At 62.9% G+C, this 22,692-nt stretch carries 22 protein-coding genes and 1 pseudogene; 7 read left to right on the forward strand and 16 right to left on the reverse strand.

Going from position 1 to position 22,692, the window contains the following annotated elements; all coding sequences use genetic code 11:
- Nucleotides 1–8: 8 nt before the first annotated feature.
- The 5 genes from H040_RS13410 to H040_RS13430 all read right to left on the reverse strand — a co-directional run bounded on the left by H040_RS13410 (nt 9) and on the right by H040_RS13430 (nt 3,991).
- Nucleotides 9–644: a DUF4136 domain-containing protein gene (locus tag H040_RS13410; RefSeq protein ID WP_027920831.1), complete on the reverse strand. Its 636-nt coding sequence runs from the start codon at nt 642–644 to the stop codon at nt 9–11.
- A gap of 23 nt (nt 645–667) precedes the next feature.
- Nucleotides 668–1,417, reverse strand: coding sequence for a methyltransferase domain-containing protein (locus H040_RS13415; protein ID WP_027920832.1), 750 nt, complete (start codon nt 1,415–1,417; stop codon nt 668–670).
- Nucleotides 1,414–1,719: a MazG-like family protein gene (locus H040_RS13420; protein WP_027920833.1), complete on the reverse strand. Its 306-nt coding sequence runs from the start codon at nt 1,717–1,719 to the stop codon at nt 1,414–1,416. Before H040_RS13420 ends, H040_RS13415 begins: the two co-directional genes overlap by 4 nt.
- 65 nt (nt 1,720–1,784) lie before the next feature.
- Complete coding sequence (locus H040_RS13425; protein WP_027920834.1) at nt 1,785–2,636, reverse strand: MaoC family dehydratase; 852 nt, start codon at nt 2,634–2,636, stop codon at nt 1,785–1,787.
- 2 nt (nt 2,637–2,638) lie between these two features.
- Nucleotides 2,639–3,991: a 3-oxoacyl-ACP reductase gene (locus H040_RS13430; RefSeq protein ID WP_027920835.1), complete on the reverse strand. Its 1,353-nt coding sequence runs from the start codon at nt 3,989–3,991 to the stop codon at nt 2,639–2,641.
- Nucleotides 3,992–4,109: 118 nt separating this feature from the next.
- Between H040_RS13430 and H040_RS13435 the strand changes: the two genes are divergently transcribed.
- The gene (locus H040_RS13435; protein ID WP_027920836.1) at nt 4,110–5,387 is read left to right on the forward strand and encodes an acetyl-CoA C-acetyltransferase; all 1,278 of its coding nucleotides are present in this window, start codon (nt 4,110–4,112) and stop codon (nt 5,385–5,387) included.
- Between the two features lie 105 nt (nt 5,388–5,492).
- A complete protein-coding gene (locus H040_RS13440) occupies nt 5,493–6,272 on the forward strand; it encodes an AraC family transcriptional regulator (protein WP_027920837.1) in 780 nt (259 codons plus the stop codon).
- Nucleotides 6,273–6,393: 121 nt separating this feature from the next.
- Here H040_RS13440 and H040_RS28120 read toward each other — a convergent pair whose 3' ends face one another.
- From H040_RS28120 to H040_RS13460, 5 genes and pseudogenes are all read right to left on the reverse strand, one after another.
- A complete protein-coding gene (locus H040_RS28120) occupies nt 6,394–7,161 on the reverse strand; it encodes a methyl-accepting chemotaxis protein (RefSeq protein WP_371260277.1) in 768 nt (255 codons plus the stop codon).
- 90 nt (nt 7,162–7,251) lie between these two features.
- Nucleotides 7,252–8,337 (reverse strand): annotated as a pseudogene (locus tag H040_RS28125) (HAMP domain-containing protein); the annotation flags it as partial.
- Nucleotides 8,338–8,525: 188 nt separating this feature from the next.
- A complete protein-coding gene (gene cueR, locus H040_RS13450) occupies nt 8,526–8,930 on the reverse strand; it encodes a Cu(I)-responsive transcriptional regulator (RefSeq protein WP_027920839.1) in 405 nt (134 codons plus the stop codon).
- The gene (locus H040_RS13455) at nt 8,927–11,326 is read right to left on the reverse strand and encodes a heavy metal translocating P-type ATPase (RefSeq protein WP_027920840.1); all 2,400 of its coding nucleotides are present in this window, start codon (nt 11,324–11,326) and stop codon (nt 8,927–8,929) included. Before H040_RS13455 ends, cueR begins: the two co-directional genes overlap by 4 nt.
- Before the next feature lie 57 nt (nt 11,327–11,383).
- On the reverse strand, nt 11,384–11,770 hold the full coding sequence (locus tag H040_RS13460; RefSeq protein WP_027920841.1) for a hypothetical protein: 387 nt from the start codon (nt 11,768–11,770) through the stop codon (nt 11,384–11,386).
- Nucleotides 11,771–11,916: 146 nt separating this feature from the next.
- Between H040_RS13460 and H040_RS13465 the strand changes: the two genes are divergently transcribed.
- Both H040_RS13465 and H040_RS13470 read left to right on the forward strand, forming a co-directional pair.
- Nucleotides 11,917–12,114 (forward strand): heavy-metal-associated domain-containing protein, encoded by a 198-nt coding sequence (locus tag H040_RS13465; protein ID WP_027920842.1) that lies wholly within the window; start codon nt 11,917–11,919, stop codon nt 12,112–12,114.
- 158 nt (nt 12,115–12,272) lie between these two features.
- Entirely contained in the window at nt 12,273–13,454 is a 1,182-nt protein-coding gene (locus H040_RS13470) for a multidrug effflux MFS transporter (RefSeq protein WP_027920843.1), read from the forward strand.
- On the opposite strand, the gene H040_RS27755 is transcribed toward H040_RS13470, so the two are convergent.
- Complete coding sequence (locus H040_RS27755; protein WP_081784348.1) at nt 13,405–13,602, reverse strand: hypothetical protein; 198 nt, start codon at nt 13,600–13,602, stop codon at nt 13,405–13,407. The genes H040_RS13470 and H040_RS27755 overlap by 50 nt on opposite strands.
- A 465-nt stretch (nt 13,603–14,067) precedes the next feature.
- On the opposite strand from H040_RS27755, the gene H040_RS13480 reads away from it, so the two are divergent.
- The gene (locus H040_RS13480) at nt 14,068–14,775 is read left to right on the forward strand and encodes an ArsR/SmtB family transcription factor (protein WP_027920844.1); all 708 of its coding nucleotides are present in this window, start codon (nt 14,068–14,070) and stop codon (nt 14,773–14,775) included.
- A 5-nt stretch (nt 14,776–14,780) separates the two neighbouring features.
- Here H040_RS13480 and H040_RS13485 read toward each other — a convergent pair whose 3' ends face one another.
- The 5 genes from H040_RS13485 to H040_RS13505 all read right to left on the reverse strand — a co-directional run bounded on the left by H040_RS13485 (nt 14,781) and on the right by H040_RS13505 (nt 19,130).
- Nucleotides 14,781–15,728 carry an adenosine deaminase gene (locus tag H040_RS13485; protein ID WP_027920845.1) on the reverse strand — a complete coding sequence of 316 codons (948 nt, stop codon included), beginning with the start codon at nt 15,726–15,728 and terminating at the stop codon, nt 14,781–14,783.
- A gap of 84 nt (nt 15,729–15,812) precedes the next feature.
- On the reverse strand, nt 15,813–16,499 hold the full coding sequence (locus tag H040_RS13490; protein WP_027920846.1) for an SDR family oxidoreductase: 687 nt from the start codon (nt 16,497–16,499) through the stop codon (nt 15,813–15,815).
- 366 nt (nt 16,500–16,865) lie between these two features.
- Nucleotides 16,866–17,450, reverse strand: a complete 585-nt coding sequence (locus tag H040_RS13495) for an IMPACT family protein (RefSeq protein WP_027920847.1) — start codon at nt 17,448–17,450, stop codon at nt 16,866–16,868.
- A gap of 9 nt (nt 17,451–17,459) precedes the next feature.
- Complete coding sequence (locus H040_RS13500) at nt 17,460–18,122, reverse strand: TetR/AcrR family transcriptional regulator (protein ID WP_027920848.1); 663 nt, start codon at nt 18,120–18,122, stop codon at nt 17,460–17,462.
- A gap of 90 nt (nt 18,123–18,212) precedes the next feature.
- Nucleotides 18,213–19,130, reverse strand: a complete 918-nt coding sequence (locus tag H040_RS13505) for a LysR family transcriptional regulator (RefSeq protein ID WP_027920849.1) — start codon at nt 19,128–19,130, stop codon at nt 18,213–18,215.
- 118 nt (nt 19,131–19,248) lie between these two features.
- Here H040_RS13505 and H040_RS13510 point away from each other — a divergent pair, with 118 nt between their 5' ends.
- Both H040_RS13510 and H040_RS13515 read left to right on the forward strand, forming a co-directional pair.
- Nucleotides 19,249–20,595 carry an aspartate aminotransferase family protein gene (locus tag H040_RS13510; protein ID WP_027920850.1) on the forward strand — a complete coding sequence of 449 codons (1,347 nt, stop codon included), beginning with the start codon at nt 19,249–19,251 and terminating at the stop codon, nt 20,593–20,595.
- A 73-nt stretch (nt 20,596–20,668) separates the two neighbouring features.
- Nucleotides 20,669–22,162, forward strand: a complete 1,494-nt coding sequence (locus H040_RS13515; protein WP_027920851.1) for a CoA-acylating methylmalonate-semialdehyde dehydrogenase — start codon at nt 20,669–20,671, stop codon at nt 22,160–22,162.
- Nucleotides 22,163–22,692 lie beyond the last annotated feature (530 nt).

Below are 22,692 nucleotides of genomic sequence, written 5' to 3' on the forward strand. Positions count from 1 at the left end.
GTTAGGCGTTAACTGGGAGGATAGCCGCTGAGCGCCTTGTGAACCGATTCACGCAAGGCGGTCTCGCGATCGCGCGGCGAGCTTTTGTCGCTGCCGCTTTCAGCGCTGGCGCTCCACACCGGCTGACCGTTGCGGGCATCGAACAGGTCGATGCGCACCACCATCACCTCCACTTCGTAGGTGCGCACGATCGGCACGCTGCCGTAGGCGCCGTAACCGTTGCGGTAGCCGCCGAAGCCGACACCACCATAGGGGTACGGGCCGTAGTAGGGGTCGTAGGTGTCATAGTCACGCACCTGGCGCAGGCGCCGCTCCAGGCGCATGTCGGCGCTCACCAGCAGGTCGCCAGTGGTGCCCCGGGCCGGGCGCAGGCCATGTTGGTCCAGGGCGCCGCTGACGGCATCGGCAATTTGCGCCGGGTCGGCCTCGGCATTGCCGCTTGGCAACTGGCCGCCGCGCCAGCTCCAGCTGCGATAGTGCCCGTAATCGCGCGGCGCCGCCGGGTAGGCGCTGGCGTCGAACGTGTTGGCCGCTTGCGCAGGCGCAGGCGGCAATGGGCGGCTGCTGGCCACGTAAGGGTTGCTGGCCTGGCAGGCGGCCAGGGTGAGCGGCAGCAGGGCCAGGCACAACAGACGGTACGGCATGTATCCCTCCCGAAGGGGCGTAATCAGCAGGGGCGGCACATCCAGTGCAGGTAGCGGCCGAGCCCGGCGAAGCTTGGGTGACGGCGGTGGGCCAGTTCCATTTCCAGCAGGTCGAGCAGCTCGGCCTTGTCCTGGAATTCCTTGGGCATGTAGTCGTGGAAGACGCGCACGCCACTCTCGCTTTCGACTTGCCACAGGGTTTCAAGTTGCGCCTTGAGCTCCCGCGGATCAAGCGGTTTTTGCGGGGTCAGGCTCTGCTTTTCACCTTCCAGGCGGTTGCTGCGCAGCTTGCGGAAATGGCCCTTGAGCAAGTTGCGGTAGACCAGGGCGTCGCGGTTGTAGAACGCCAGCGACAGCCACCCACCCGGGGCCGTCAGTTGATGCAGCACCGGCAGGATGCTTTGCGGTTCGGCCAGCCATTCCAGGACGGCGTGGCATAGCACCAGGTCATAAGGCTCGGTGAGCTGGCCCAGCAGCGCTTGCCACGGTGCCTGGATGAATGTTGCCGTTTGCCCCGCTTCTGCGAAGCGCGCCTGGGCACCTTCGAGCATCGGTGCGGCGGGTTCGGCCAGCGTTACAGCGTGCCCACGCTGAGCCAGCCACAAGGCCATGTGGCCCAGGCCGGCGCCAATGTCGAGCACCCGCAACGGTCGATCGGGCAGGGCCTCGGCCAGGTCGGCCTGGAGCACGGCCAGGCGGATCGCGCCCTTGGCGCCGCCGTAGATCTTCTCGGCAAAGCGCGTGGCCAGTTCGTCGAAGTGACGGTCGTTCATCGCGCGAAACGCCTCTCGCTGTCGGCCAGCTTGGCCCGTACCACCTGCTCCATGTCCAGGCCCAGCTCGCTGCACAGCAGCAACAGGTACAGGACCACATCGCCGACTTCCTGGCCGGCGTGGGCCAGCTGATCGGCGGGCAACTGACGCGATTGGTCCTCGCTCAGCCACTGGAAGATTTCCACCAGCTCGGCCATTTCGACGCTGGCGGCCATGGCCAGGTTCTTCGGGCTGTGGAAGCCGCGCCAGTCGTTGTTGTCGCGGATCTGATGCAGGCGTTCGGTGAGTTCTTGCAGGTTCATCGGGAGTCTCCTAAGGCTGCATAGCTTCTGCGCAGGCCCGATGCAAAGCAAGTGCAATCAGGGCGTTAGAGCACTGCCCAGCGCCCTGCCATGTGCAGCAACCCGCCGTGCCCATCCAGCCGCAGCTCACCCGCTGGCCCCGCTTCGCTGGCACTTAGAACAACCTCCGATGGCAAACGCACTGGCTTGCGAAAGCCAACCTCGAAGCGGTAACCACTGTTTGGCATGTGTGTACGCAAAGCCGCCAACGCCATGGCATTGCTCCACATGCCGTGGGCGATGGCCTTGGGAAATCCGAACAAGCGTGCGCTGACGGCGCTGAGGTGAATCGGGTTGTAATCGCCACAGACCTTGGCGTAGCGCCGGCCGATATCACCGTCGGCGTACCAGCGGGTCACCTCCGCCAGGGTCCCAGGCTCGTTCTCTTCGCTGTCGCTCTGCTGGCCATGGTGCTTCAGGCCACGCACCAGCATGCGGCTGGTTTCACGCCAGAGCAGGCCAAGGCCGTCCTCGGCTTCGGTGACCAGGTCAAAGGTGCCGCCCTTGGCATGTGGCTGCAGATTGTCGGCATACACCGCAAAGCGCAGCCCGTCGATGCCGCCCAGCGGGCGGAGCACGTCGATGCGGTTGTGCAGGTGAACCAGCCCGAGCAACGGGAAGGGGAAGTCGTGGCCGGTCAGCAGGTGCAGTTGCAGGGGGAAGGCCATCACATGTGGGTATGTGCCGGGCAAGCGGCCGTCGTCGGTGAAGTGGCAGAGGCGGCGGTAAGCCGCGAGGTTGCCGGGCTGCACGCGGATGAAGCTGCGCAGGCCGCCGGTGGGCAAGGTATCGCCGCTGATCTTGCGCTTGCTGGCGGCACGCAGGTAAAGGCTGGCACGTGAATCAGGGCTGTGCAGGTCTTGCCATTGGCGGTTCATGGTCAGGCCCCCATCAAGGCCTGGCCGCAGACGCGCAGCACCTGGCCGTTGACCGACCCGCTACCCGGCTGGCTGAGCCAGGCGATGGCTTCGGCGACATCCTGCGGGTGCCCACCCTGGCCCAGCGAGCTCAGGCGCCGCCCGGCCTCGCGCAGGCCGATGGGCATGGCGGCGGTCATGTGCGTTTCGATGAAGCCGGGCGCCACGGCATTGATACTGCCGCCGCGCTCGGCGAGCTTCGCCGCCCAGGCTTGGGCAAAGCCGATCAGGCCGGCCTTGCTCGCGGCATAGTTGGCTTGCCCGCGGTTGCCGGCAATGCCGCTGACCGATGCCAGCAGGGTAATACGCGCGTTATCGCCCAGCGCGCCACCGTCATGCAGGGCCTGGGTCAACAGTTGCGGAGCCTTGAGGTTGACTGCCAGCACCGCATCCCAGTACTCCGGCGTCATGTTGGCCAGGGTCTTGTCACGGGTGATGCCGGCGTTGTGCACGACGATGTCGATGCCGCCTGGCAGTGCTTCGAGCAGCCTGGCCGAGGCATCGCTGGCGCAGATGTCGAGGCCCAGGGCCTTGCCACCGAGGCGCGCGGCAAGAGCATCGAGGTCTTGCTGGGCCTGGGGCACGTCGAGCAGCATCACCTCGGCGCCATCGCGCGCCAAGGTTTCGGCAATGGCGGCGCCGATACCGCGTGCGGCGCCGGTGACCAGGGCGCGACGGCCACCGAGCGGGCGGGTCCAGTCTTCGACCTGGGCGGCACCGGCCTGCAGGCGCAGGACCTGCCCGGAAACAAAGGCACTCTTGGGTGACAGGAAGAAGCGCAAGGCGCCTTCGAGCTGAGCGTCCGCGCCCGTTGCCACGTACAGTAACTGCGCGGTTGCGCCATTGCGAAGCTCTTTGGCCAGCGAGCGGCTGAAGCCTTCCAGGGCGCGCTGCGCAACACTGGCCAGCGGGTCGTCGAGGGATTCTGGCGCACGCCCAAGGATTACCACGTGGGCACAGGGTGCGAGGCTGCGCAGCACGGGCTGGAAGAACTCGCGCAACTGTTTCAGCTGGTCGCTGTCGGACAGATGGCTCGCGTCGAACACCACGGCCTTGAGTTTCGGCCCCAGGCCGGCGACCCAGGCGGGAGCCTGCAGGCCGTCGCCATTGAAGCTGTACACCGCATCGGTCAGGCGCGGGGCGATGGCCTCGACCTGGTTCGCCAGCGGTCCGCCACCGAGCACCAACGCGCCCTCTACCGGACGCAGGCGGCCCGCCTGCCAGCGCTCCAGCGGCGCCGGGCGCGGCAGGCCAAGGGCATCGACCAGGCGGCGACCGAGGTTGGAGTTGGCAAAGCCGAGATAGCGATCGCTCATGTGCGGGTCTCCCAGAAGGCAAGCTTGCAAGTGTGGACCAACTTTATGGCAAGGTCGTTCGAATGCGGTAAAAACACCTAGGCTGTACGGATCAAATTGTTTCCGGAGGAACAAGCGCATGCGTTCAACTCGCCGGGTCGCGATCCTGGGCGGCAACCGTATCCCCTTCGCCCGCTCCAATGGCGCCTATGCCACTGCCAGCAATCAGGCGATGCTGACCGCAGCCTTGGAAGGCTTGATCGAGCGTTATCGCCTGCATGGGCTGCGCCTGGGTGAAGTGGTGGCAGGGGCCGTGCTCAAGCACTCGCGGGACATGAGCCTGACCCGCGAATGCGTGCTCGGCTCGCGTCTGTCGCCGCAGACGCCGGCCTACGACATCCAGCAGGCCTGCGGCACGGGCCTTGAAGCGGCGCTGCTGGTTGCCAACAAGATTGCCCTCGGGCAAATCGACTGTGGCATCGCCGGTGGCGTGGACACAACCTCCGACGCCCCTATCGGCGTCAACGAAGGGCTGCGGCGTATCCTCTTGCAGGCCAACCGCGGCAAGACACTGGGCGAGCGACTCAAGCCGTTCCTGCAATTGCGCCCAAGCCACCTGATACCCGAACTACCGCGCAATGGCGAGCCCCGCACCGGACTGTCGATGGGCGAGCATTGCGAGCGCATGGCGCAAACCTGGGCCATTGGCCGCGCCGAGCAGGACGCGCTGGCGCTGCACAGCCATCAGCAACTGGCGGCCTCGTATGGTGAGGGTTGGCAAAATGACCTGCTGACGCCCTTCATGAACCTGACCCGTGACAACAATCTGCGTACTGACCTGACCTCGGAGCAACTGGCCAGGCTCAAACCCTCATTCGACCGCAGCGGCCAGGGCACGTTGACGCCGGGCAACTCCACGCCGTTGACCGATGGCGCCTCGATGGTGCTGCTTGGCAGCGAACAATGGGCACAGCAGCAAGGCCTGCCAGTGCTGGCCTACCTGGTCGATGGCGAAACCGCCGCCGTGGATTTCGTCACCGGGCGCGAGGGGTTGCTGATGGCGCCGGTATACGCCGTGCCACGTCTGTTGGCGCGCAATGGGCTGACCTTGCAGGACTTCGATTATTACGAAATCCACGAAGCCTTTGCTGCGCAAGTCTTGTGCACCCTCAAGGCCTGGGAGGATACGGACTTTTGTCGTGAGCGCCTGGGGCTGGATGCAGCGCTTGGGGCCATCGATCGCAGCAAACTCAACGTCAAGGGCAGTTCGCTGGCGGCGGGTCACCCGTTCGCGGCCACCGGCGGGCGGATATTGGCCAACCTGGCGAAGTTGCTGGCCACGGCCGGAAAAGGGCGTGGCTTGATATCCATTTGTGCAGCGGGTGGGCAAGGGGTGACGGTGATCGTTGAGCGCTGAAGCCGGACAATGTGGGCGCGGCAAGGCCGCTCCCACATGGACCGAGCCTGACCTGAACACGAATCAACTGTTAGGCTTGTCTGCTCAGAACTACAAGAATTCGCTATGCAGACGATCGGACATCCCCGTGCCATTCCTGCCCTGGACCGGTTACCTCGGCCCGTCTATGCCCGCGCCGAAAGCCTTGGCGCCGGGTCCTGGACCACTCGCCACAGCCATGACTGGGTGCAATTTTCCTACGCTATCAGTGGCGTATTGGGCGTGTATACCGACGATGGCAGCTACTTCGCCCCACCGCAGTGGGGCGTATGGATACCGGCCGATGCCGAACATGAGGTCGTGACGTCCGGGCAAGCTGAAATGCGCAGCTTGTATATCCGCCGTGATGCGTGCCTTTGGGCGCCGGCGCACTGTCGGGTGCTGGAGGTGACGCCCTTGGCGCGGGAGCTGATCAAGCAGTTCTGCCTGTTGCCGGCTCAATACACGGAAGGCGACAGCGTCGAAGGGCGCCTGGTGGCGGTGTTGCTCGATCAGTTGCGCACGTTGCCCGAGGTGGGTTTCTCGCTTCCGCTGCCACGTCACCCAGGGTTGCTGGCGCTGTGCAATGGCCTGATCGCCGAGCCCGACCAGGTGCAGACCCTGCAGCAATGGGCGGTGCAACTGGGCTGTTCGGAAAAGACGTTGATGCGTTTGTTCCAGCGCGAGACCGGGTTGAGTTTCCGCAATTGGCGGCAGCGGATGCGGCTGCTGTCTTCGCTGGCGTTGCTGGAGGCGGGGGACAGTGTGACCGAGGCGGCGCTGGGCTGTGGGTATGATTCGACTTCGGCTTACATCGCAGCCTTCAAGCAATTGTTCGGGGCGACGCCTGGGGAACTGAAGTTTTGATGTTGCCAATACCGGCCTCTTCGCGGGCAAGCCCGCTCCCACAGGGATATCACATAGCCCAACGGCAGTGACAATTCCTGTGGGAGCGGGCTTGCCCGCGAAGAGGCCGGTACAGCAGGACTCAGGTACGGAAGCGGCGCACCAGCGAATCCAGTTCATTGGACAGCCCCGCCAGGCTCTCGGAGTCTTGACGCGCCGCCTGTGCCAGCTCGGCCACCAACTGAGCATCCCCGTGAATCTGGCTGATATGGCGGTTGATGTCCTCGGCCACCTGGTGCTGTTCCTCGGCCGCCGTGGCGATCTGCGTGTTCATGTCGCGGATGATGTCCACCGACTCCCGAATTTGCCCGAAGCTGTCGCGGGCCAAGCCAATGCGGCTGACCGACTGCTGCGACACTTCAAGGCTGGCATGCATCTGCTCGGCCACCTGCGCAGTGCGGCTGGCCAGGTTGCCCAGCAAGCCATCGATTTCGGCGGTAGAGTCGGCGGTGCGCTTGGCCAGGGCCCGCACTTCATCGGCCACCACGGCAAAGCCACGGCCCTGTTCACCGGCCCGGGCCGCTTCGATGGCCGCGTTGAGTGCCAGCAGGTTGGTCTGCTCGGCAATCGAGCGGATGGTGCCGAGGATCGACTGGATAGCGTTGCTATCGCGCTCCAGTTGCTGGATCGACTGGGCCGACTGCTCGATCTCCTGGCTCAGGCGGTCGACGCTGTTGACCGCCGCGTCGATCTGTTGCTGGCCTTCGCGGGCCTGTTGCTGGCCGCTGTCAGCCGATTGCGCGGCCTGGCTGCAGGAGCGGGCAACTTCGTTGGCGGTGGCGACCATTTCGTGGAATGCAGTGGAGACCATGTCCACGGCTTCACGCTGGCGCCCGGCAGCCTCGGCCATGTCGCTGGAAACCCGGGTAGAGCTGCTGGAGGTGCTGAGGATCTTGCTGGCGGCCGAGCCGATATGCTGGATCAGGCTGCGGATGGCGCCCAGGAACTGGTTGAACCAGTTGGCCAGTTGCGCGGTTTCATCACGGCCACGCACGTCGAGGTTGCGGGTCAGGTCGCCTTCGCCTTGGGCAATGTCTTCCAGGCCGCTGGTGACGCTGTTGATCGGGCGCACGATGAGTTTGGCGAAGGCGGCGCCGACCGCGGCGAACACAGCTGCCAGCACCACTGCGATGATGCCGATCAGCCAGGTCAGGCGGGTGGTGGTCTGCATCACTTCGCCTTGTTGGATCAGGCCGATGAAGGTCCAGCCCAGCTTTTCGTCAGGGTAGACGTTGGCCATGTAGCGTTGGCCATTGATTTCGACCTCGACCAGGCCCTTGCCGGCCTTGGCCAGTTCGGCATAGCCATCACCGAAGCTGGCCAGTTGCTTGAAGTTGTGGCTGGCATCGCGTGGGTCGACCATCACGTTGCCGTTGTTTTCCACCAGCATCAGGTAGCCGCTTTCGCCCAGTTTGATCTGCTTGACGATCTCGGTCAGGCCCTTGAGCGAAACGTCGATGTTGACCACGCCGCCCGGGTTGCCGAGCTGGTTGGCCACGGCGCGTACGGTGCTGATCAGTACGGCGTCGTCGGCGGCCCAGTAATAGGCACCGGTGCGCACGGTCTTGCCGGGGTTGGCCATGGCCAACTGGTACCACGGGCGCGGGCGCGGGTCGTAATTGACGAACTTCTGCCCGGCCGGCCAGCCGACGTAGCCGCCATCGCTTACGCCGTAGGAAACATAGGCATAGCCTGGGTGAGACTCTGCCAGACGGGTGAAGAATTCCAGCAGTTGCTTGTCCTGATCGCCCAGCTCGTAGGACGGGTTGGCGCTCATGAATTTGTTCAGGTTGCCGCCGGTGGTCGCCACCATCGGTTGCGAAGCCAGGTAGGCGACGTTCTGGTCGATGCCCTGGAAGAAGATGTTCATCGCGTTGCTGACCTGGCGGATTTCTCGGCTGCTGCTGTCGAGGAAGCCGTCGCGGGCTTCACCGCGCAGGTTGATCACCACCAAGGTGGCCACGAGGACGATGGGCAAGCCGGCGATGACCGCGAATGCCCAAGTCAGTTTCTGTTTGATGTTCATCGACGCTCCCGGAATTTATTTTTTGCACGCGAGGCAGGTACAACTACATCGGCAGCATCCGGGGAATTCTTAGGGAAAGTGCCCGTATTTATTGGGCGAAGTCGCATTTGGCGACTATTCGGTCGGCTTTAGGCTAATATGGCATACCAAAACAGTATGGCGGACTGATATCAGCACGCCATACGCCTTCATTGGCAGCAGCTTGCGCCATTGGCCAGGTCTTTCAGGATCGGGCAATCCGGCCGGTCGTCCCCCTGGCAGTGGGCGACCAGATCACCCAGGGTGTCTCGCAAACTGACCAGTTCGTCGATGCGCCGATTCAGCTCATCGATGTGCTGCATGGCCAAGGCCTTGACGTCGGCGCTGGCCCGTCCGCGGTCCTGCCACAGGGTCAGCAGCTTGCCCACTTCATCCAGAGAAAACCCGAGGTCACGGGAACGCTTGATGAAGGCCAGGCTGTGCAAGTCCTCGGCCTGATACAAGCGGTAGCCACTGTCACTGCGCGTGGCCGGCTTGAGCAGGCCGATGGATTCGTAGTAGCGGATCATCTTGGTGCTGAGCCCGCTGCGGCGGGCGGCCTGGCCAATGTTCATCGGGCCTCCTGGGAGGTGCTGGTGGGTTTCCAGGTCTTCAGCCACAGGGCATTGCTGACCACGCTGACGCTGGACAGCGCCATGGCGGCGCCGGCGAGTACTGGGTTGAGATAGCCCAGTGCGGCCAGGGGAATGCCGATCAGGTTATAGATGAAGGCCCAGAACAGGTTCTGGCGGATTTTCGCATAGGTCTTGCGGCTGATTTCCAGAGCAGCGGGCACCAGGCGTGGGTCGCCACGCATCAGGGTGATGCCGGCCGCCTGCATGGCCACATCGGTGCCACCGCCCATGGCGATGCCGATGTCGGCGGCGGCCAGGGCCGGGGCATCGTTGATGCCATCGCCGACCATCGCCACCACGCCGTCCTTTTTCAGGGCGGCCACGGTGGCGGCCTTGTCGGCCGGCAGCACTTCGGCATGCACATCGTCGATACCGAGCGCATCGGCCACCACTTGGGCGCTGCCGCGGTTGTCACCGGTCAGCAGGTGGCTGCTGATGTGGCGGGCGTGCAGGGCGGCGATGGCCTGCTCGGCACCAGGCTTGAGGCTGTCTCCGAAAGCGAACAGACCCAGCACGCGCGCAGCCGCGCCGCGTTCGATGAGCCACGACAGCGTTCGGCCTTCGGCTTCCCAGGCTTGAGCCTTGGCGGCCAGCTCGCCGGGTTGCAGGTTGCTTTCGTCGAGCAGGCGCCGGTTGCCCAGCGCCAGTTCGCGGCCTTCCACGCACCCGGCAATGCCGCGACCGGTAAGCGACTGGCTGGCAGTGACGGCGGGTACCTCAAGGCCTTGCTCGGTACAGGCGTCCAGCACCGCTTTGGCCAACGGGTGCTCGCTGCCGCGCTGCAGGGCACCGGCGAGACGGTGCAGGTCGGCGCTATCAACGGCCAGTGCCTGGCTGTGGACCACGCGCGGGCTGCCGGAGGTGAGGGTGCCGGTCTTGTCGAATACCACGCGATTGACCGCATGGGCACGCTCCAGTGCTTCGGCATCCTTGATCAAAATGCCGTGGCGGGCGGCAACGCCGGTGCCGGCCATGATCGCTGCTGGCGTAGCCAGGCCCAAGGCGCAGGGGCAGGCGATCACCAGCACGGCGACCGCATTGATCAGGGCGGTTTCCAGCGGCGCACCGGCCAGCCACCAGCCAATCAAGGTGAGCAGTGCCAGCACCAGCACTGCGGGCACGAACACTTGGCTGACCCGGTCGACCAGTTTCTGGATCGGCGCCTTGGCGGCTTGTGCGTCTTCGACCAGACGGATGATCCGGGCCAGCACGGTCTCCGTGCCCAGGGCCTGGGTACGCACCAGTAGCCGGCCTTCACCGTTGATGGCACCGCCGGTGACACTGTCGCCGGCTTGCTTGGGGACCGGTAGGCTCTCGCCGCTGATCAGTGCTTCGTCCGCGTGGCTGCTGCCTTCTTCCACTGTGCCGTCGACCGGGAAGCGTTCGCCGGGTTTGACCAGTACCAGGTCGCCCAAGCGCAACTGGGCGATTGCCACGTCTTCTTCGCGGCCGTCGATGACGCGCACGGCACGTTCCGGGCGCAGCGCTTCGAGGGCGCGGATGGCGCTGGCGGTCTGGCGCTTGGCGCGGCTTTCGAGGTATTTGCCCAGCAATACCAGGGCGATGACCACTGCCGAAGCCTCGAAATAAAGGTGGGGTGCCATGCCGGCCGGGGCCTTGACCCACTGGTACAGGCTCAGGCCATAACCCGCGCTGGTGCCAAGGGCGACCAGCAGGTCCATGTTACCGGTACCGGCGCGCACTGCTTTGTAGGCGGCTTTGTAGAAGCGTGCACCGAGAATGAATTGCACCGGAGTGGCCAGCACGAACTGCGCCCAGGCGGGGAGCATCCAGTGCAGGCCGAATGGTTGCACCAGCATCGGCAGCACCAGTGGCAGGGCCAGTAACAGTGCGGCAACGACAGCCAGGCGCTCGTTGCGCAGGCGGCGTTGGGCATCCTGCTGATCACCCTTGGCCGCTTGCGGCAGGCTGGCGCTGTAGCCAGCTTTTTCGACGGTGGTAATCAGCAGCGAGTCATCGAGCGCCTGCAGCACTTCAACATGGGCACGTTCACTGGCCAGGTTGACGCTCACGTGTTCGACTCCCGGCAGCTTGGCAAGCGCGCGCTCCACTCGGCCGACGCAACTGGCACAGGTCATGCCGCTGATCTGCAGCTCCACGGTTCGGGTCGGCACGCCATAGCCGGCGCCGCGCACGGCTTCGACCAGGGCTGGCAGGCTATCGGCCGGGGCTTGGACCCTGGCTTGTTCGGTGGCGAGGTTGACGCTGACTTGATCAGCGCCGCTGACTTTACGCAGGGCGCGCTCGACACGGCCAGCGCAGCTGGCGCAGGTCATGCCGGAGATCGGCAGGTCGAACGTGGTAGATGCAGGCATGGCTCTCCTCCTTGGCAGGGCTTCAGCATCAGCATCAACCTTGCCATGCAGGGAAGGTCAATAGCCCAGGCCGGCGCGCTTCAACTCAAGGCCATTGTGGCCCATGGCAATACGGTATTTGCTGATCTGGCCCGCTTGCAGGTTGAGTCGCGTGCTGCGTTGGTCCTCGATGCCGGGGGCGCAGCCAGGCATTTGCCCAGGCAGCAGGCGCAGGCGCACGTCGACTGGGCCGGGCGGCAGGTTGAAGGACGTGGACTGTTCCTGGAACACGCGGCCGGAGAGCTGATCATTGAGGTACACGCCGATCTCGCAGCTGGTGGCCACTTCCAGGCGCTCCCGGGAAATGATCAGCACGCTGTAGTCCGAGTTGCCCTCGGCGCCGGCCGGTGGCACTGCGGCCAGCGCGGCCAACAGCCCGACGACGCCCACTGCTGTCCTGAACATGAAGAATCTCCTGCTTGCACAAATCGACAAAGGCGCAGCTTGGCTGAGGTCCGCGCGGATTTCCAGCCCGGCCGTTTCACGTAGAACTTGACCTTGCCCCGATGGCAAGCTTGAAGCTGGCTCAAACCCTGAAGGAGGCAGTACCCATGCAAGTGTTCAATGTTCAAGGCATGACCTGTGGTCATTGTGTGAAAGCAGTGACTCGCGCGGTACAGGAGCAGGATGCGCAGGCCAAGGTAGAAGTCGATCTGGCTGGCCAGCAGGTGCGAGTGTTGAGTGCGCTGGCGCCGGAGCAGGTGCTGGCAGCGATCCGGGAAGAAGGCTATCAGGCCGAAGTAGCCTGAGCTGGCCTCATCGCGGGGGAAGTCAGTTGCCACGGGATGGCCTGTGGCAACTGACGGGTGGCGTGCAAGGCGACGCTATTTTATTGCAAATGTTTTCATGCCGAGGGTAGTCACAGCAGGTAGACTTGGCGGCTTGCTTAGCCTGCTATGGATTCCTGATGAACCTGCGAATGGTGCTGATTCTGGGCGCACTGAGTGCGTTCGGGCCCTTGGCGATCGACTTTTACCTGCCCGCCTTCCCGGCCATGGCGCAGGCGTTCGCCACCGATGAAAAACACATACAGGCCACCTTGGCGGCCTACTTCCTCGGCTTGTCGATCGGTCAGCTGGCCTACGGGCCGGTAGCCGACCGCTTTGGCCGCCGCAAGCCGCTGCTGTTCGGCGTGGCGCTGTTCACCTTGGCTTCGCTGGCCTGTGCCTACGCACCCAACCTTGACACCTTGATCGTGGCGCGCTTTGTACAGGCACTGGGCGGTTGCGCCGGCATGGTGCTGTCGCGGGCGATTGTCAGTGACAAGTGCGACCCGGTAGCTTCGGCCAAGGTGTTCTCCCAGTTGATGTTGGTGATGGGCCTGGCACCGATCCTTGCGCCGATGCTGGGCGGGGTCTTGGTGAACGTGTCTGGTTGGCAGTCGATCTTCCTGGCGCTGAGCCTGTTCAGCGCTGCCAGCCTGTTTGCGGTAAGCCTGGGCCTGCCGGAGAGCCTGCCTGCGCACATGCCGCGCCAGCCGCTGTCAGGTGCATTGCGCCAGTACCTGCGGTTGTTGGCCGATCGTGTGTTCATGGGGCACGCCTTGACCGGCGGTATCGCCATTGCTGGCATGTTTGCCTACATCGCCGGTTCGCCTTTCGTATTCATCAAGCTCTATGGCGTACCAGCGGAGCACTATGGCTGGCTGTTCGGCACCAACGCCGCAGGCTTCATTCTGGTAGCCCAGGTCAATGCGCGCCTGCTGGCCAAGCGAGGCCCGGCGTTCCTGTTGGTGCGTGCAGTCTGGCTGTACCTCGCGGCGGGGCTGGTACTGCTGGGCGTGGCAGCCTTGCGACCGGCACAGTTGTGGCCATTGCTGGTGCCACTGTTCGTCTGCATTGCCAGCCTGGGTTGCATCATCCCCAACGCTTCGGCCTGCGCCATGAGCGGCCAAGGCGCGCGGGCAGGCAGTGCCTCTGCACTGATGGGCTGCGTGCAGTTCAGTGTTGCGGCCGGCGCGGCGTCGCTGGTCGGCGTGCTGCATGACGGCAGCGCAGTGCCCATGACCTTGGTGATCAGCTTGTGCGGGGCGCTGGTGGTCAGTGTCGCGCTGTTGACCCGGCGCCTACAGGCCACGCGTCCGGCATGAGTGGGTGAGGTGCCTGCAGGCGGGTTTCCAGGGTGGCGACGAAGGCGCGTGCTTCGGCTTCGCTGCGGAAACTCACCACATGCTGGTCGAGCCTCACCTGCCAGGGGCAGTTGGGGTTGCGGTTCGATGCGCTGACGACAATCTTCATCGTGGCATACCTCCAAATGAGGGGGAGAGCGGATCAAGTGTAGCGCTGCGGTCACTTGGCGCCATGGCCTGAATCGGTGTCCTGACTGGCGGTCGGGGCACAATCTCACGGGCTTGTCTGACCTTTCTGGGGGCTACGCCTGGATTGCTGTGGAAGCTTCGCTTTGATCTGCGCTATTTGATGAAGCACGCTGTCGGCAGAATCGCGGCCCGCCCTGGGCCATTCTTCCTCATGTCCTGTATTTTCCTCCCTGCGTCACGTTGCAGCAGCTTCAAGCGCAGTTTTGACTTGCTTGAGGGTTGCCCTACCCAACGCCGCTTGAGCCTGTCGTGGTATGAGCTGGGTTGCCGGAAGGGGCACGGGTGCGGCTTATACTGCCCCCCGAGCAGTTGGACTGGGGGCGATCAGCGTAGTGATGACTGACCTCTGGAAACCAGACGTGATCATGCGGGGAGATATAGGGACATGAATGCAGTCAGCAGTATCAGTCAGATTGCCGGCCTGATGGCCGACCCCAAGCGCAGTGCGATGTTATGGGCGCTCATCGATGGCACACCGCGGCCGACCGATGAGCTGGCGATGATGACCGGGCTTACCTCGTCTTCGGCCTGCGCTCACCTTTCGTTACTGTCTTCGGCGGGCCTGCTCAGGCTTGAGGCGCGCGGCCGCAAACGCTACTTCCGTCTCGCTACCCCGCAGGTGGGGGTAGCTGTCGAGGCGTTGGCAAGTGTCCAGTTGGCGTCGGGAAAAGGGCCGCGTACAGAGGTGCTGCAATTGCCAATGTCTATGCGCAGGGCACGCCGCTGCGGCGATCATCTGGGCGGCGAACTGGCGGGTGAACTGTATCACCGGCTGGTGGTGGCGGGCTGGCTGGAGGGTAACGAGCGGGAGCTGATGGTCAGCGACAACGGGCGAACGCAACTGGCTGCCATAGGCGTCTACATCGACGCGCTGGCATCGCGGCAGCAGCACAGCTGTGTGATCTGCCATTGCAATGAGTGGAGCGACCAAGGGCCGCACTTGGGCGGCAGCCTTGGCCGGGCTTTGCTCACACTGTTTCTGCAGTCTGGCTGGATACGCGAGCCCGAAGGCACGCGGGTATTGCAGATTTCCGCCGAGGGTGTGCAGCAGATCAACCACATAGCCCGCGTGACGACCTTGCAGGTCGGTTAGCGGCTTCAGACCAGGCGAGCATCCAGGCTGTTTTGCGCCAGGCGGCGGGCCTGGTCTTCGGTCATGCCCAGGTGGGTGTGCAGGGCGTGGAAGTTCTCTGTGACGTAACCGCCGAAGTAGGCCGGGTCGTCCGAGTTCACCGTCACCTTTACGCCGCGCTCGAGCATGTCGAGGATGTTGTGCTGGCTCATATGGTCGAACACGCAAAGCTTGGTGTTCGACAACGGGCAGACGGTGAGCGGGATCTGCTCATCGATGATGCGTTGCATCAGGCGTTCATCTTCTATGGCGCGTACGCCGTGGTCGATGCGCTTGATCTTCAGCAGGTCGAGGGCTTCCCAGATGTACTCGGGTGGGCCTTCCTCACCGGCATGGGCAACGGCCACGAAGCCCTCGCTGCGGGCACGGTCGAACACGCGCTGGAACTTGCTCGGCGGGTGGCCCATTTCCGAGCTGTCCAGGCCGACGGCGATGAAGGCGTCACGGAAGGGCAGGGCCTGGTCGAGGGTTTTTTGCGCTTCGTCTTCACTGAGGTGGCGCAGGAAACTGAGGATCAGGCCGCTGCTGATGCCCAGTTGCTCGCGACCATCTTTCAGCGCCTGGTTGATGCCATTGAGCACGACTTCGAACGGGATACCGCGGTCGGTGTGGGTCTGCGGGTCGAAGAACGGTTCGGTGTGGATAACATTCTGCGCCTTGCAGCGCTGCAGGTAGGCCCAGGTCAGGTCGTAGAAGTCCTGCTCGGTGCGCAGCACGTCCGCGCCCTGGTAATACAGGTCGAGGAATTCCTGCAGGTTATTGAAGGCGTAGGCGCTGCGAAGCGTTTCCACGTCGTTCCATGGCAGGGCAATCTTGTTACGCTCGGCCAGGGCGAACAGCAGTTCAGGTTCCAGCGAACCTTCAAGGTGCAGGTGCAGTTCTGCCTTGGGCAGGGCATTCAGCCAGTCATACATAAGGGGGATGTCTCAAATCAGGTACGGTTGCCGCCATTCTACAGGGCCTGGCCGGGCATTGCGCCCGGCCGGTCGGTATTCACCTCACCAGGTGAGCGGCTCGCCTTTGTAGTTGATGAAGCGCAGGCCACCGTTGCCGCTGTGTGCCTTGATCTGTTCGAGCATTCCACGGGTGCTGGTGAGTACGTCGATTTCGGCGTTTTCGCCGCCCATGTCGGTCTTCACCCAGCCTGGGTGCATGGCCAGCACGCAGAGGTCGGGGCGCTGCAATTCGACCACGAAACTGTTGATCATCGAATTGAGCGCAGCCTTGCTGGCCTTGTAAAGGCAGATCTCACCGCCGTCGGGGATGGTCACGCTGCCCAGGATCGAGCTCATGAACGCCAGCACGCCGCTGCCTTCGCGCACTTGGCCGGCCAGGCGACGGGCTAGGCGGATCGGCGCCACGGCGTTGGTCATGAACAGGTCGCCGATGGCCTGGGCCTGTACGCTTTCCAGGTCTTGCGGCAAGGGGCCCATGACCCCGGCGTTGACGAACACCAGGTCGAACACCTGGCCTTGCAGGCGCTGCTTGAGGCTGTCGAGTTGCGCGGTGTCGTTCATTTCCAGTTGCTCGACACGTACGCCGGGCACATTGGCAAGGCCGCCAGGTTGCTGCGGGTTGCGTACTGTAGCGGTGATGTTCCAGCCGTCTTCGTGCAGGCGGTTTACCAAGCCGAGGCCGAGGCCGCGGGAGGCGCCGATGATGAGGGCAGTTCTTGAAATTGCCATCGGAACATTCCTTTATCGGTGTAGGGAAAAGGAATTGAGCATACTGCAGAGTTACCGAAGGCGCCCGTTTAACCATTGGTTAAAAAACGTACAGTTCCACTTGGCCGTTAGCTGGCGGGCGCCCGGCGTGTTGGCTAACGGGTTATCCACAGGCTGATCCACAGTAAATGTGCGCAAGCACAGTGGAGGCCGCGCTGTAGCGGGCCTGACGTATTTGGGATAACTCGCCAAAGGTCAGTCGCTTACGGCTGTCATCAAATAGTGATCAAAATATGCTCAATGCTCTGCAGGCCTTGCCGGACATAGGCTGTAAAGGAATGCCCCAAGCTTATCCACAGGCCGGCCCACAGTAGATGTGGGCAAGTTTCAGCGCGCTTCGAGGATGATCCGGCCGCGGCTCAGATCGGCCAGCTGCTGTTGCAGGGCAGGTTGATGCTCGGCACCCACGGCAACCTGAAGGTCCACGCCATTGGCGGTGAACTGCTCGTCCAGCACCAGGCCATCCACATCGGCCAGGCGCAGTTTCACAAGTGCCAGTTCGCTGAACGAGCAGCTGCAGTGGTATTCGCTGCGTTGAATCAACAGGCGTTTCGGCGCTTGTTGCAGGCACTTGTTGGCGCCACCGCCATAGGCGCGAGCCAGCCCGCCGGTGCCCAGCTGAATGCCGCCGTACCAGCGGATCACCAGCACCACCACCTGGTCGCAGTCCTGAGCTTCGATTGCCGCAAGGATCGGCCTTCCGGCGGTACCGCCGGGCTCGCCATCGTCATTGCTGCGGTATTGCCCGCCGATCTTCCAGGCCCAGCAGTTGTGCGTGGCGGCCAGGTCGCTGTGGCGTTCGATGAAGCTCATCGCCTCGGCGGCACTGTTGATCGGGCCGGCGAGGGTGATGAAGCGGCTCTTGCGGATTTCCTCGCGAAATTCGCAGAGGTCGAGCAGGGTAGAAGGCATAGGTGAACGTCAGGCACTCGGCTTGATGCCGCAGCCCTTGAGAATGATGTGGATAAGGTTGTTGCTGGCATCTTCCATGTCTTGCTTGGTCAAGCGGCTGCGGCCGGTGACCTGGCAGATCTGGGTGGCGAAGTCGGCATAGTGCTGGGTGCTGCCCCAGAGCAGGAAAATCAGGTGCACAGGGTCGACCGTGTCCATTTTGCCGGCATCCATCCAGGCCTGGAACACGGCGGCCCGGCCGCGGAACCATTCGCGGTAGTCGGCGCTGAAGTACTCGGTCAGGCAGGTGCCACCGCTGATCACTTCCATCGCGAAGATACGCGAGGCCTGCGGGTTGCGTCGGGAGAACTCCATCTTGGTGCGGATGTAGTGGCTCAGCGCTTCGCCCGGGTCGTCCTCGACGCTCAGGGCGTTGAAGGTGCTGTCCCACAGCTCGATGATGTTGCTCAGCACGGCGATGTAGAGGCCGAGCTTGTTGGTGAAGTAGTAATGCAGGTTGGCCTTGGGCAAGCCGGCTTTCAGCGCGATGGTGTTCATGCTGGTGCCTTTGAACCCATGGCGGGCGAATTCGTCTTCGGCGGCCTGGATGATGGCCTGTTCGTTCTTCTGGCGGATGCGGCCGGCGGGCTTGCCCGAGGCGGCGAGGCGATGCGCAGGGACTTCTAGGGTCATGGACGATTCCGGACGGGTCTGTGGCAACGAATGTCGGACAAGATTACCTGCCTGTGCTGGCGTGACAAGCCTTAGCGTCAGAAGCTGGCATCAGCGTGTCGCAGCCAGGCTTTCCAGGAAGCTTTCCAGCACCAGGTTCGGCCGCCGCCCTTTGCGGGTAACCCAGCTCAGGCTGAGGTCGTAGAAGCGTTGCGCCGGCTTGAGTGCGCGCAGGCGACCTTGCTGGACCCAGAAGGTCGCGTAGTGGTCGGGCAGGTAGCCGATGTAGCGCCCGGTGAGGATCAGGAACGCCATGCCTTCGCGGTCCGAGGCGCTGGCGGTGCAGTTGAGTGCCTGGTAGTGCGCCTGGATTTCCGCGGGCAGCCGAAAGGTCGGCGCTATCGCCTCCTGGCTGTTCAGGCGGTCATCGTCGATCTGCTGGTTGTCGGCGTAAAACAAGGGATGGCCAACCGCGCAGTAAAGTTGTGAGCGTTCGCTGTACAGCGATTGGTATTCCAGGCCGGACAGTGGGCTGGTCTGCGGTACCACGCCGACGTGCAGGCTGCCATCCAATACCCCTTGCTCGACTTGGCTGGGGGCAATCATGCGGATCTGGATGCGCACATCCGGGCCGCGGTCCTTGAGTTCGGCGAGGGCATGGGTGATGCGCATGTGCGGCAGGGTGACCAGGTTGTCGGTCAGGCCGATGTTGAGTTCGCCGCGCAAATGTTGGTGCAGGCCGTTGACTTCGGTGCGAAAGGTTTCCAGCGCACTGAGCAACTGCAGGGCAGAGTGGTAGACCTCGCGGCCTTCTTCGGTCAACGAGAAGCCGGCACGGCCGCGCTGGCACAGGCGCAAACCCAGGCGTTGCTCAAGGTCGTTCATCTGCTGGCTGATGGCCGAACGGCCGATCCCCAGCACGTTTTCAGCAGCCGAGAAGCCGCCGCACTCAACGACGCTCCGGTAGATTTTCAGCAGGCGGATGTCGAAATCGCTGACTTGTGCGAGGGGGGCGGGACGTCGGCTCATAAGTTTAGTATTGCGCTACCTGAAGATTAGAAATGTAGTCTTTTTCAGACTTTATCCGCGTGCGAATTTAGCTGCAACAACATCCATCGTTGCCTAATCGTCTTCCGAGGAACCGCCGATGAACATGCCGGAAACCGCTCCCACCGGTATCGCCAGCCAGCTGAAGCTGGATGCCCACTGGATGCCCTACACCGCCAACCGTAACTTCCAGCGCGACCCGCGCCTGATCGTGGCGGCCCAAGGCAACTACCTGGTCGATGACAAGGGGCGCAAGATTTTCGACGCCCTCTCTGGTCTATGGACCTGTGGCGCCGGGCATACCCGTAAGGAAATCACCGAAGCGGTCGCACGCCAGGTCGGTACCCTCGATTATTCCCCTGCGTTCCAGTTCGGCCACCCGCTGTCGTTCCAGCTGGCCGAGAAGATCGCCGAGCTGACGCCCGGTGACCTGAATCACGTCTTCTATACCAACTCTGGCTCCGAGTGCTGCGACACCGCGCTGAAGATGGTACGTGCCTACTGGCGCCTGAAAGGCCAGGCCACCAAGACCAAGATCATTGGCCGTGCCCGTGGTTATCACGGGGTGAACATTGCCGGTACCAGCCTGGGTGGCGTCAACGGCAACCGCAAGATGTTCGGCCAACTGCTGGATGTCGACCACCTGCCTCACACCGTGCTGCCGGTGAACGCCTTCTCCAAAGGCATGCCGGAAGAGGGCGGTATCGCCCTGGCAGATGAAATGCTCAAGCTGATCGAACTGCACGATGCCTCGAACATCGCGGCGGTGATCGTCGAGCCGCTGGCCGGTTCTGCCGGGGTGCTGCCACCGCCGAAGGGTTACCTGAAGCGTCTGCGTGAAATCTGTACCCAGCACAACATCCTGTTGATTTTCGACGAAGTCATCACCGGCTTCGGTCGCATGGGCGCCATGACCGGCTCCGAGGCCTTTGGTGTCACACCTGACCTGATGTGCATCGCCAAGCAGGTCACCAACGGTGCCATTCCGATGGGCGCGGTGATCGCCACCAGCGAGATCTACCAGACCTTCATGAACCAGCCGACCCCGGAATATGCTGTGGAATTCCCCCACGGTTATACCTACTCGGCTCACCCTGTAGCCTGCGCCGCCGGTCTCGCCGCGCTCGACCTGCTGCAGAAGGAAAGCCTGGTGCAGTCAGCTGCCGAACTGGCGCCGCACTTCGAGAAGCTGCTGCATGGCGTCAAGGGCACCAAGAACATCGTCGACATCCGTAACTACGGCCTGGCCGGCGCGATCCAGATCGCTGCCCGCGACGGTGATGCCATCGTGCGTCCGTACGAAGCGGCCATGAAACTGTGGCAAGCCGGCTTCTATGTACGCTTCGGTGGCGACACCCTGCAGTTTGGCCCGACCTTCAATACCCAGCCGCAGGAGCTGGACCGCCTGTTCGACGCGGTCGGTGAAGCCCTGAGCAAGATCGACTGATCTTGCCGATTTTGACGTAGGGCGCGTGAGCCAATTACGCGCCTGCCTCAACCTTCTTTATCTGGAGTTTTGCATGAGCATTGTTCAGCACCTGATTCACGGCGAACTGGTTACCAAGGGCGGGCGTACCGCCGATGTCTTCAATCCCTCCACCGGCCAGGCGGTACGCAAGGTCGAACTGGCCAGCCGCGCGACCGTGCAGGAAGCCATTGACTCTGCCAAGGCCGCCTTCCCGGCCTGGCGCAACACCCCGCCGGCCAAGCGCGCCCAGGTGATGTTCCGTTTCAAGCAACTGCTGGAGCAGAACGAAGCCCGTATCTCGCAGATGATCAGCGAAGAGCACGGCAAGACCTTGGAGGACGCTGCCGGTGAATTGAAGCGTGGCATTGAGAACGTCGAGTTCGCCTGTGCCGCTCCAGAGGTGTTGAAAGGTGAATACAGCCGCAACGTCGGCCCGAACATCGATGCCTGGTCCGACTTCCAGCCGCTGGGCGTGGTTGCTGGTATCACCCCGTTCAACTTCCCAGCCATGGTGCCACTGTGGATGTACCCGCTGGCCATTGCCTGCGGTAACGCTTTTATCCTCAAACCCTCCGAGCGCGACCCGAGCTCCACCCTGTTCATCGCCCAACTGCTGCTGGAGGCTGGCCTGCCGAAGGGTATCCTCAACGTGGTACACGGTGATAAGGAAGCGGTCGACGCACTGATCGAAGCACCGGAAGTGAAAGCACTGAGCTTCGTCGGTTCGACCCCGATTGCCGAATACATCTATGCCGAAGGCACCAAGCGCGGCAAGCGCGTGCAGGCCCTGGGTGGTGCGAAGAACCACGCGGTGCTGATGCCTGATGCCGACCTGGACAATGCGGTAAGCGCTTTGATGGGCGCGGCCTACGGTTCGTGCGGCGAGCGTTGCATGGCTATCTCGGTGGCGGTGTGCGTAGGTGATCAGGTTGCCGATGCACTGATTGCCAAGCTGGAACCGCAGATCAAGGCGCTGAAGATTGGCGCTGGCACGTCGTGTGGCCTGGACATGGGCCCGCTGGTAACTGCTGCAGCCCGTGACAAGGTTGTCGGTTACATTGACGATGGTGTTGCAGCTGGCGCCAAGCTGGTGGTGGATGGCCGTGGCTTGCGTGTGGCAGGTAATGAAGATGGTTACTTCGTCGGTGGCACGCTGTTCGACAACGTGACCCCTGAGATGCGCATCTATAAAGAAGAGATCTTCGGCCCAGTGCTGTGCGTTGTGCGTGTGAACAGCCTGGAGCAGGCCATGCAGCTGATCAACGACCACGAGTACGGCAACGGTACTTGCATCTTCACCCGTGACGGTGAAGCGGCGCGCCTGTTCTGCGATGAGATTGAAGTGGGCATGGTCGGCGTGAACGTGCCACTGCCGGTGCCGGTTGCCTACCACAGCTTCGGTGGCTGGAAGCGTTCACTGTTCGGTGACCTGCATGCCTACGGCCCGGATGGTGTGCGTTTCTATACCCGTCGCAAGGCGATCACCCAGCGCTGGCCGCAGCGTGCCAGCCATGAGGCATCGCAGTTTGCATTCCCTAGCTTGTAAGGCATGAGATGAAGCGGGGAGGCCGACAGGCCTCCCCGCTTTGTTTTTCAGCGATATTGAAGTTTCTTGAAATTAAGGGTTGACGGGGTCTCGAATCCCCTTATAATGCGCCCCACTTCCAGCGACATCGGAACGACAAACTCCTTGAGATTCAATGAGTTAGGTGGTTAAGGTGATGCTGGAGGGGCTTCGATCGAATGATCGATAGCGGTTGAGATGAAGGTTGACAGCGGTTTTAAATGCTGTATTATTCGCCTCCCGCTACGAGTGATCGCAGCGAGCCAAGTGTTTGAAGCTAAACGAGTTTCTCGCAAAAAACTTCAAAATAAACGCTTGACAGGCTCTGAGGAAAGCGTAGAATGCGCGCCTCGGTTGAGACGAAAGGCTCTTAACCAAACGCTCTTTAACAAATCGAATCAAGCAATTCGTGTGGGTGCTTGTGAGTACGGACTGATAGTCACAAAGATTATCAGCATCACAAGTGGCCATGCGAGAAATCACATAGTCATTTGAGATTGCTGAGCCAAGTT

The organism is Pseudomonas sp. URMO17WK12:I7, assembly GCF_003269045.1.
Lineage (GTDB): Bacteria > Pseudomonadota > Gammaproteobacteria > Pseudomonadales > Pseudomonadaceae > Aquipseudomonas > Aquipseudomonas putida_J.

Excerpts from the sequence above, each read along its gene's own strand:
- H040_RS13410 (WP_027920831.1), bottom strand. The coding sequence starts at position 644 with ATGCCGTACCGTCTGTTGTGCCTGGCCCTGCTGCCGCTCACCCTGGCC.
- H040_RS13415 (WP_027920832.1), bottom strand. The coding sequence starts at position 1,417 with ATGAACGACCGTCACTTCGACGAACTGGCCACGCGCTTTGCCGAGAAG.
- H040_RS13420 (WP_027920833.1), bottom strand. The coding sequence starts at position 1,719 with ATGAACCTGCAAGAACTCACCGAACGCCTGCATCAGATCCGCGACAAC.
- H040_RS13425 (WP_027920834.1), bottom strand. The coding sequence starts at position 2,636 with ATGAACCGCCAATGGCAAGACCTGCACAGCCCTGATTCACGTGCCAGC.
- H040_RS13430 (WP_027920835.1), bottom strand. The coding sequence starts at position 3,991 with ATGAGCGATCGCTATCTCGGCTTTGCCAACTCCAACCTCGGTCGCCGC.
- H040_RS13435 (WP_027920836.1), top strand. The coding sequence starts at position 4,110 with ATGCGTTCAACTCGCCGGGTCGCGATCCTGGGCGGCAACCGTATCCCC.
- H040_RS13440 (WP_027920837.1), top strand. The coding sequence starts at position 5,493 with ATGCAGACGATCGGACATCCCCGTGCCATTCCTGCCCTGGACCGGTTA.
- H040_RS28120 (WP_371260277.1), bottom strand. The coding sequence starts at position 7,161 with ATGGCCGAGGCTGCCGGGCGCCAGCGTGAAGCCGTGGACATGGTCTCC.
- cueR (WP_027920839.1), bottom strand. The coding sequence starts at position 8,930 with ATGAACATTGGCCAGGCCGCCCGCCGCAGCGGGCTCAGCACCAAGATG.
- H040_RS13455 (WP_027920840.1), bottom strand. The coding sequence starts at position 11,326 with ATGCCTGCATCTACCACGTTCGACCTGCCGATCTCCGGCATGACCTGC.
- H040_RS13460 (WP_027920841.1), bottom strand. The coding sequence starts at position 11,770 with ATGTTCAGGACAGCAGTGGGCGTCGTCGGGCTGTTGGCCGCGCTGGCC.
- H040_RS13465 (WP_027920842.1), top strand. The coding sequence starts at position 11,917 with ATGCAAGTGTTCAATGTTCAAGGCATGACCTGTGGTCATTGTGTGAAA.
- H040_RS13470 (WP_027920843.1), top strand. The coding sequence starts at position 12,273 with ATGAACCTGCGAATGGTGCTGATTCTGGGCGCACTGAGTGCGTTCGGG.
- H040_RS27755 (WP_081784348.1), bottom strand. The coding sequence starts at position 13,602 with ATGAAGATTGTCGTCAGCGCATCGAACCGCAACCCCAACTGCCCCTGG.
- H040_RS13480 (WP_027920844.1), top strand. The coding sequence starts at position 14,068 with ATGAATGCAGTCAGCAGTATCAGTCAGATTGCCGGCCTGATGGCCGAC.
- H040_RS13485 (WP_027920845.1), bottom strand. The coding sequence starts at position 15,728 with ATGTATGACTGGCTGAATGCCCTGCCCAAGGCAGAACTGCACCTGCAC.
- H040_RS13490 (WP_027920846.1), bottom strand. The coding sequence starts at position 16,499 with ATGGCAATTTCAAGAACTGCCCTCATCATCGGCGCCTCCCGCGGCCTC.
- H040_RS13495 (WP_027920847.1), bottom strand. The coding sequence starts at position 17,450 with ATGCCTTCTACCCTGCTCGACCTCTGCGAATTTCGCGAGGAAATCCGC.
- H040_RS13500 (WP_027920848.1), bottom strand. The coding sequence starts at position 18,122 with ATGACCCTAGAAGTCCCTGCGCATCGCCTCGCCGCCTCGGGCAAGCCC.
- H040_RS13505 (WP_027920849.1), bottom strand. The coding sequence starts at position 19,130 with ATGAGCCGACGTCCCGCCCCCCTCGCACAAGTCAGCGATTTCGACATC.
- H040_RS13510 (WP_027920850.1), top strand. The coding sequence starts at position 19,249 with ATGAACATGCCGGAAACCGCTCCCACCGGTATCGCCAGCCAGCTGAAG.
- H040_RS13515 (WP_027920851.1), top strand. The coding sequence starts at position 20,669 with ATGAGCATTGTTCAGCACCTGATTCACGGCGAACTGGTTACCAAGGGC.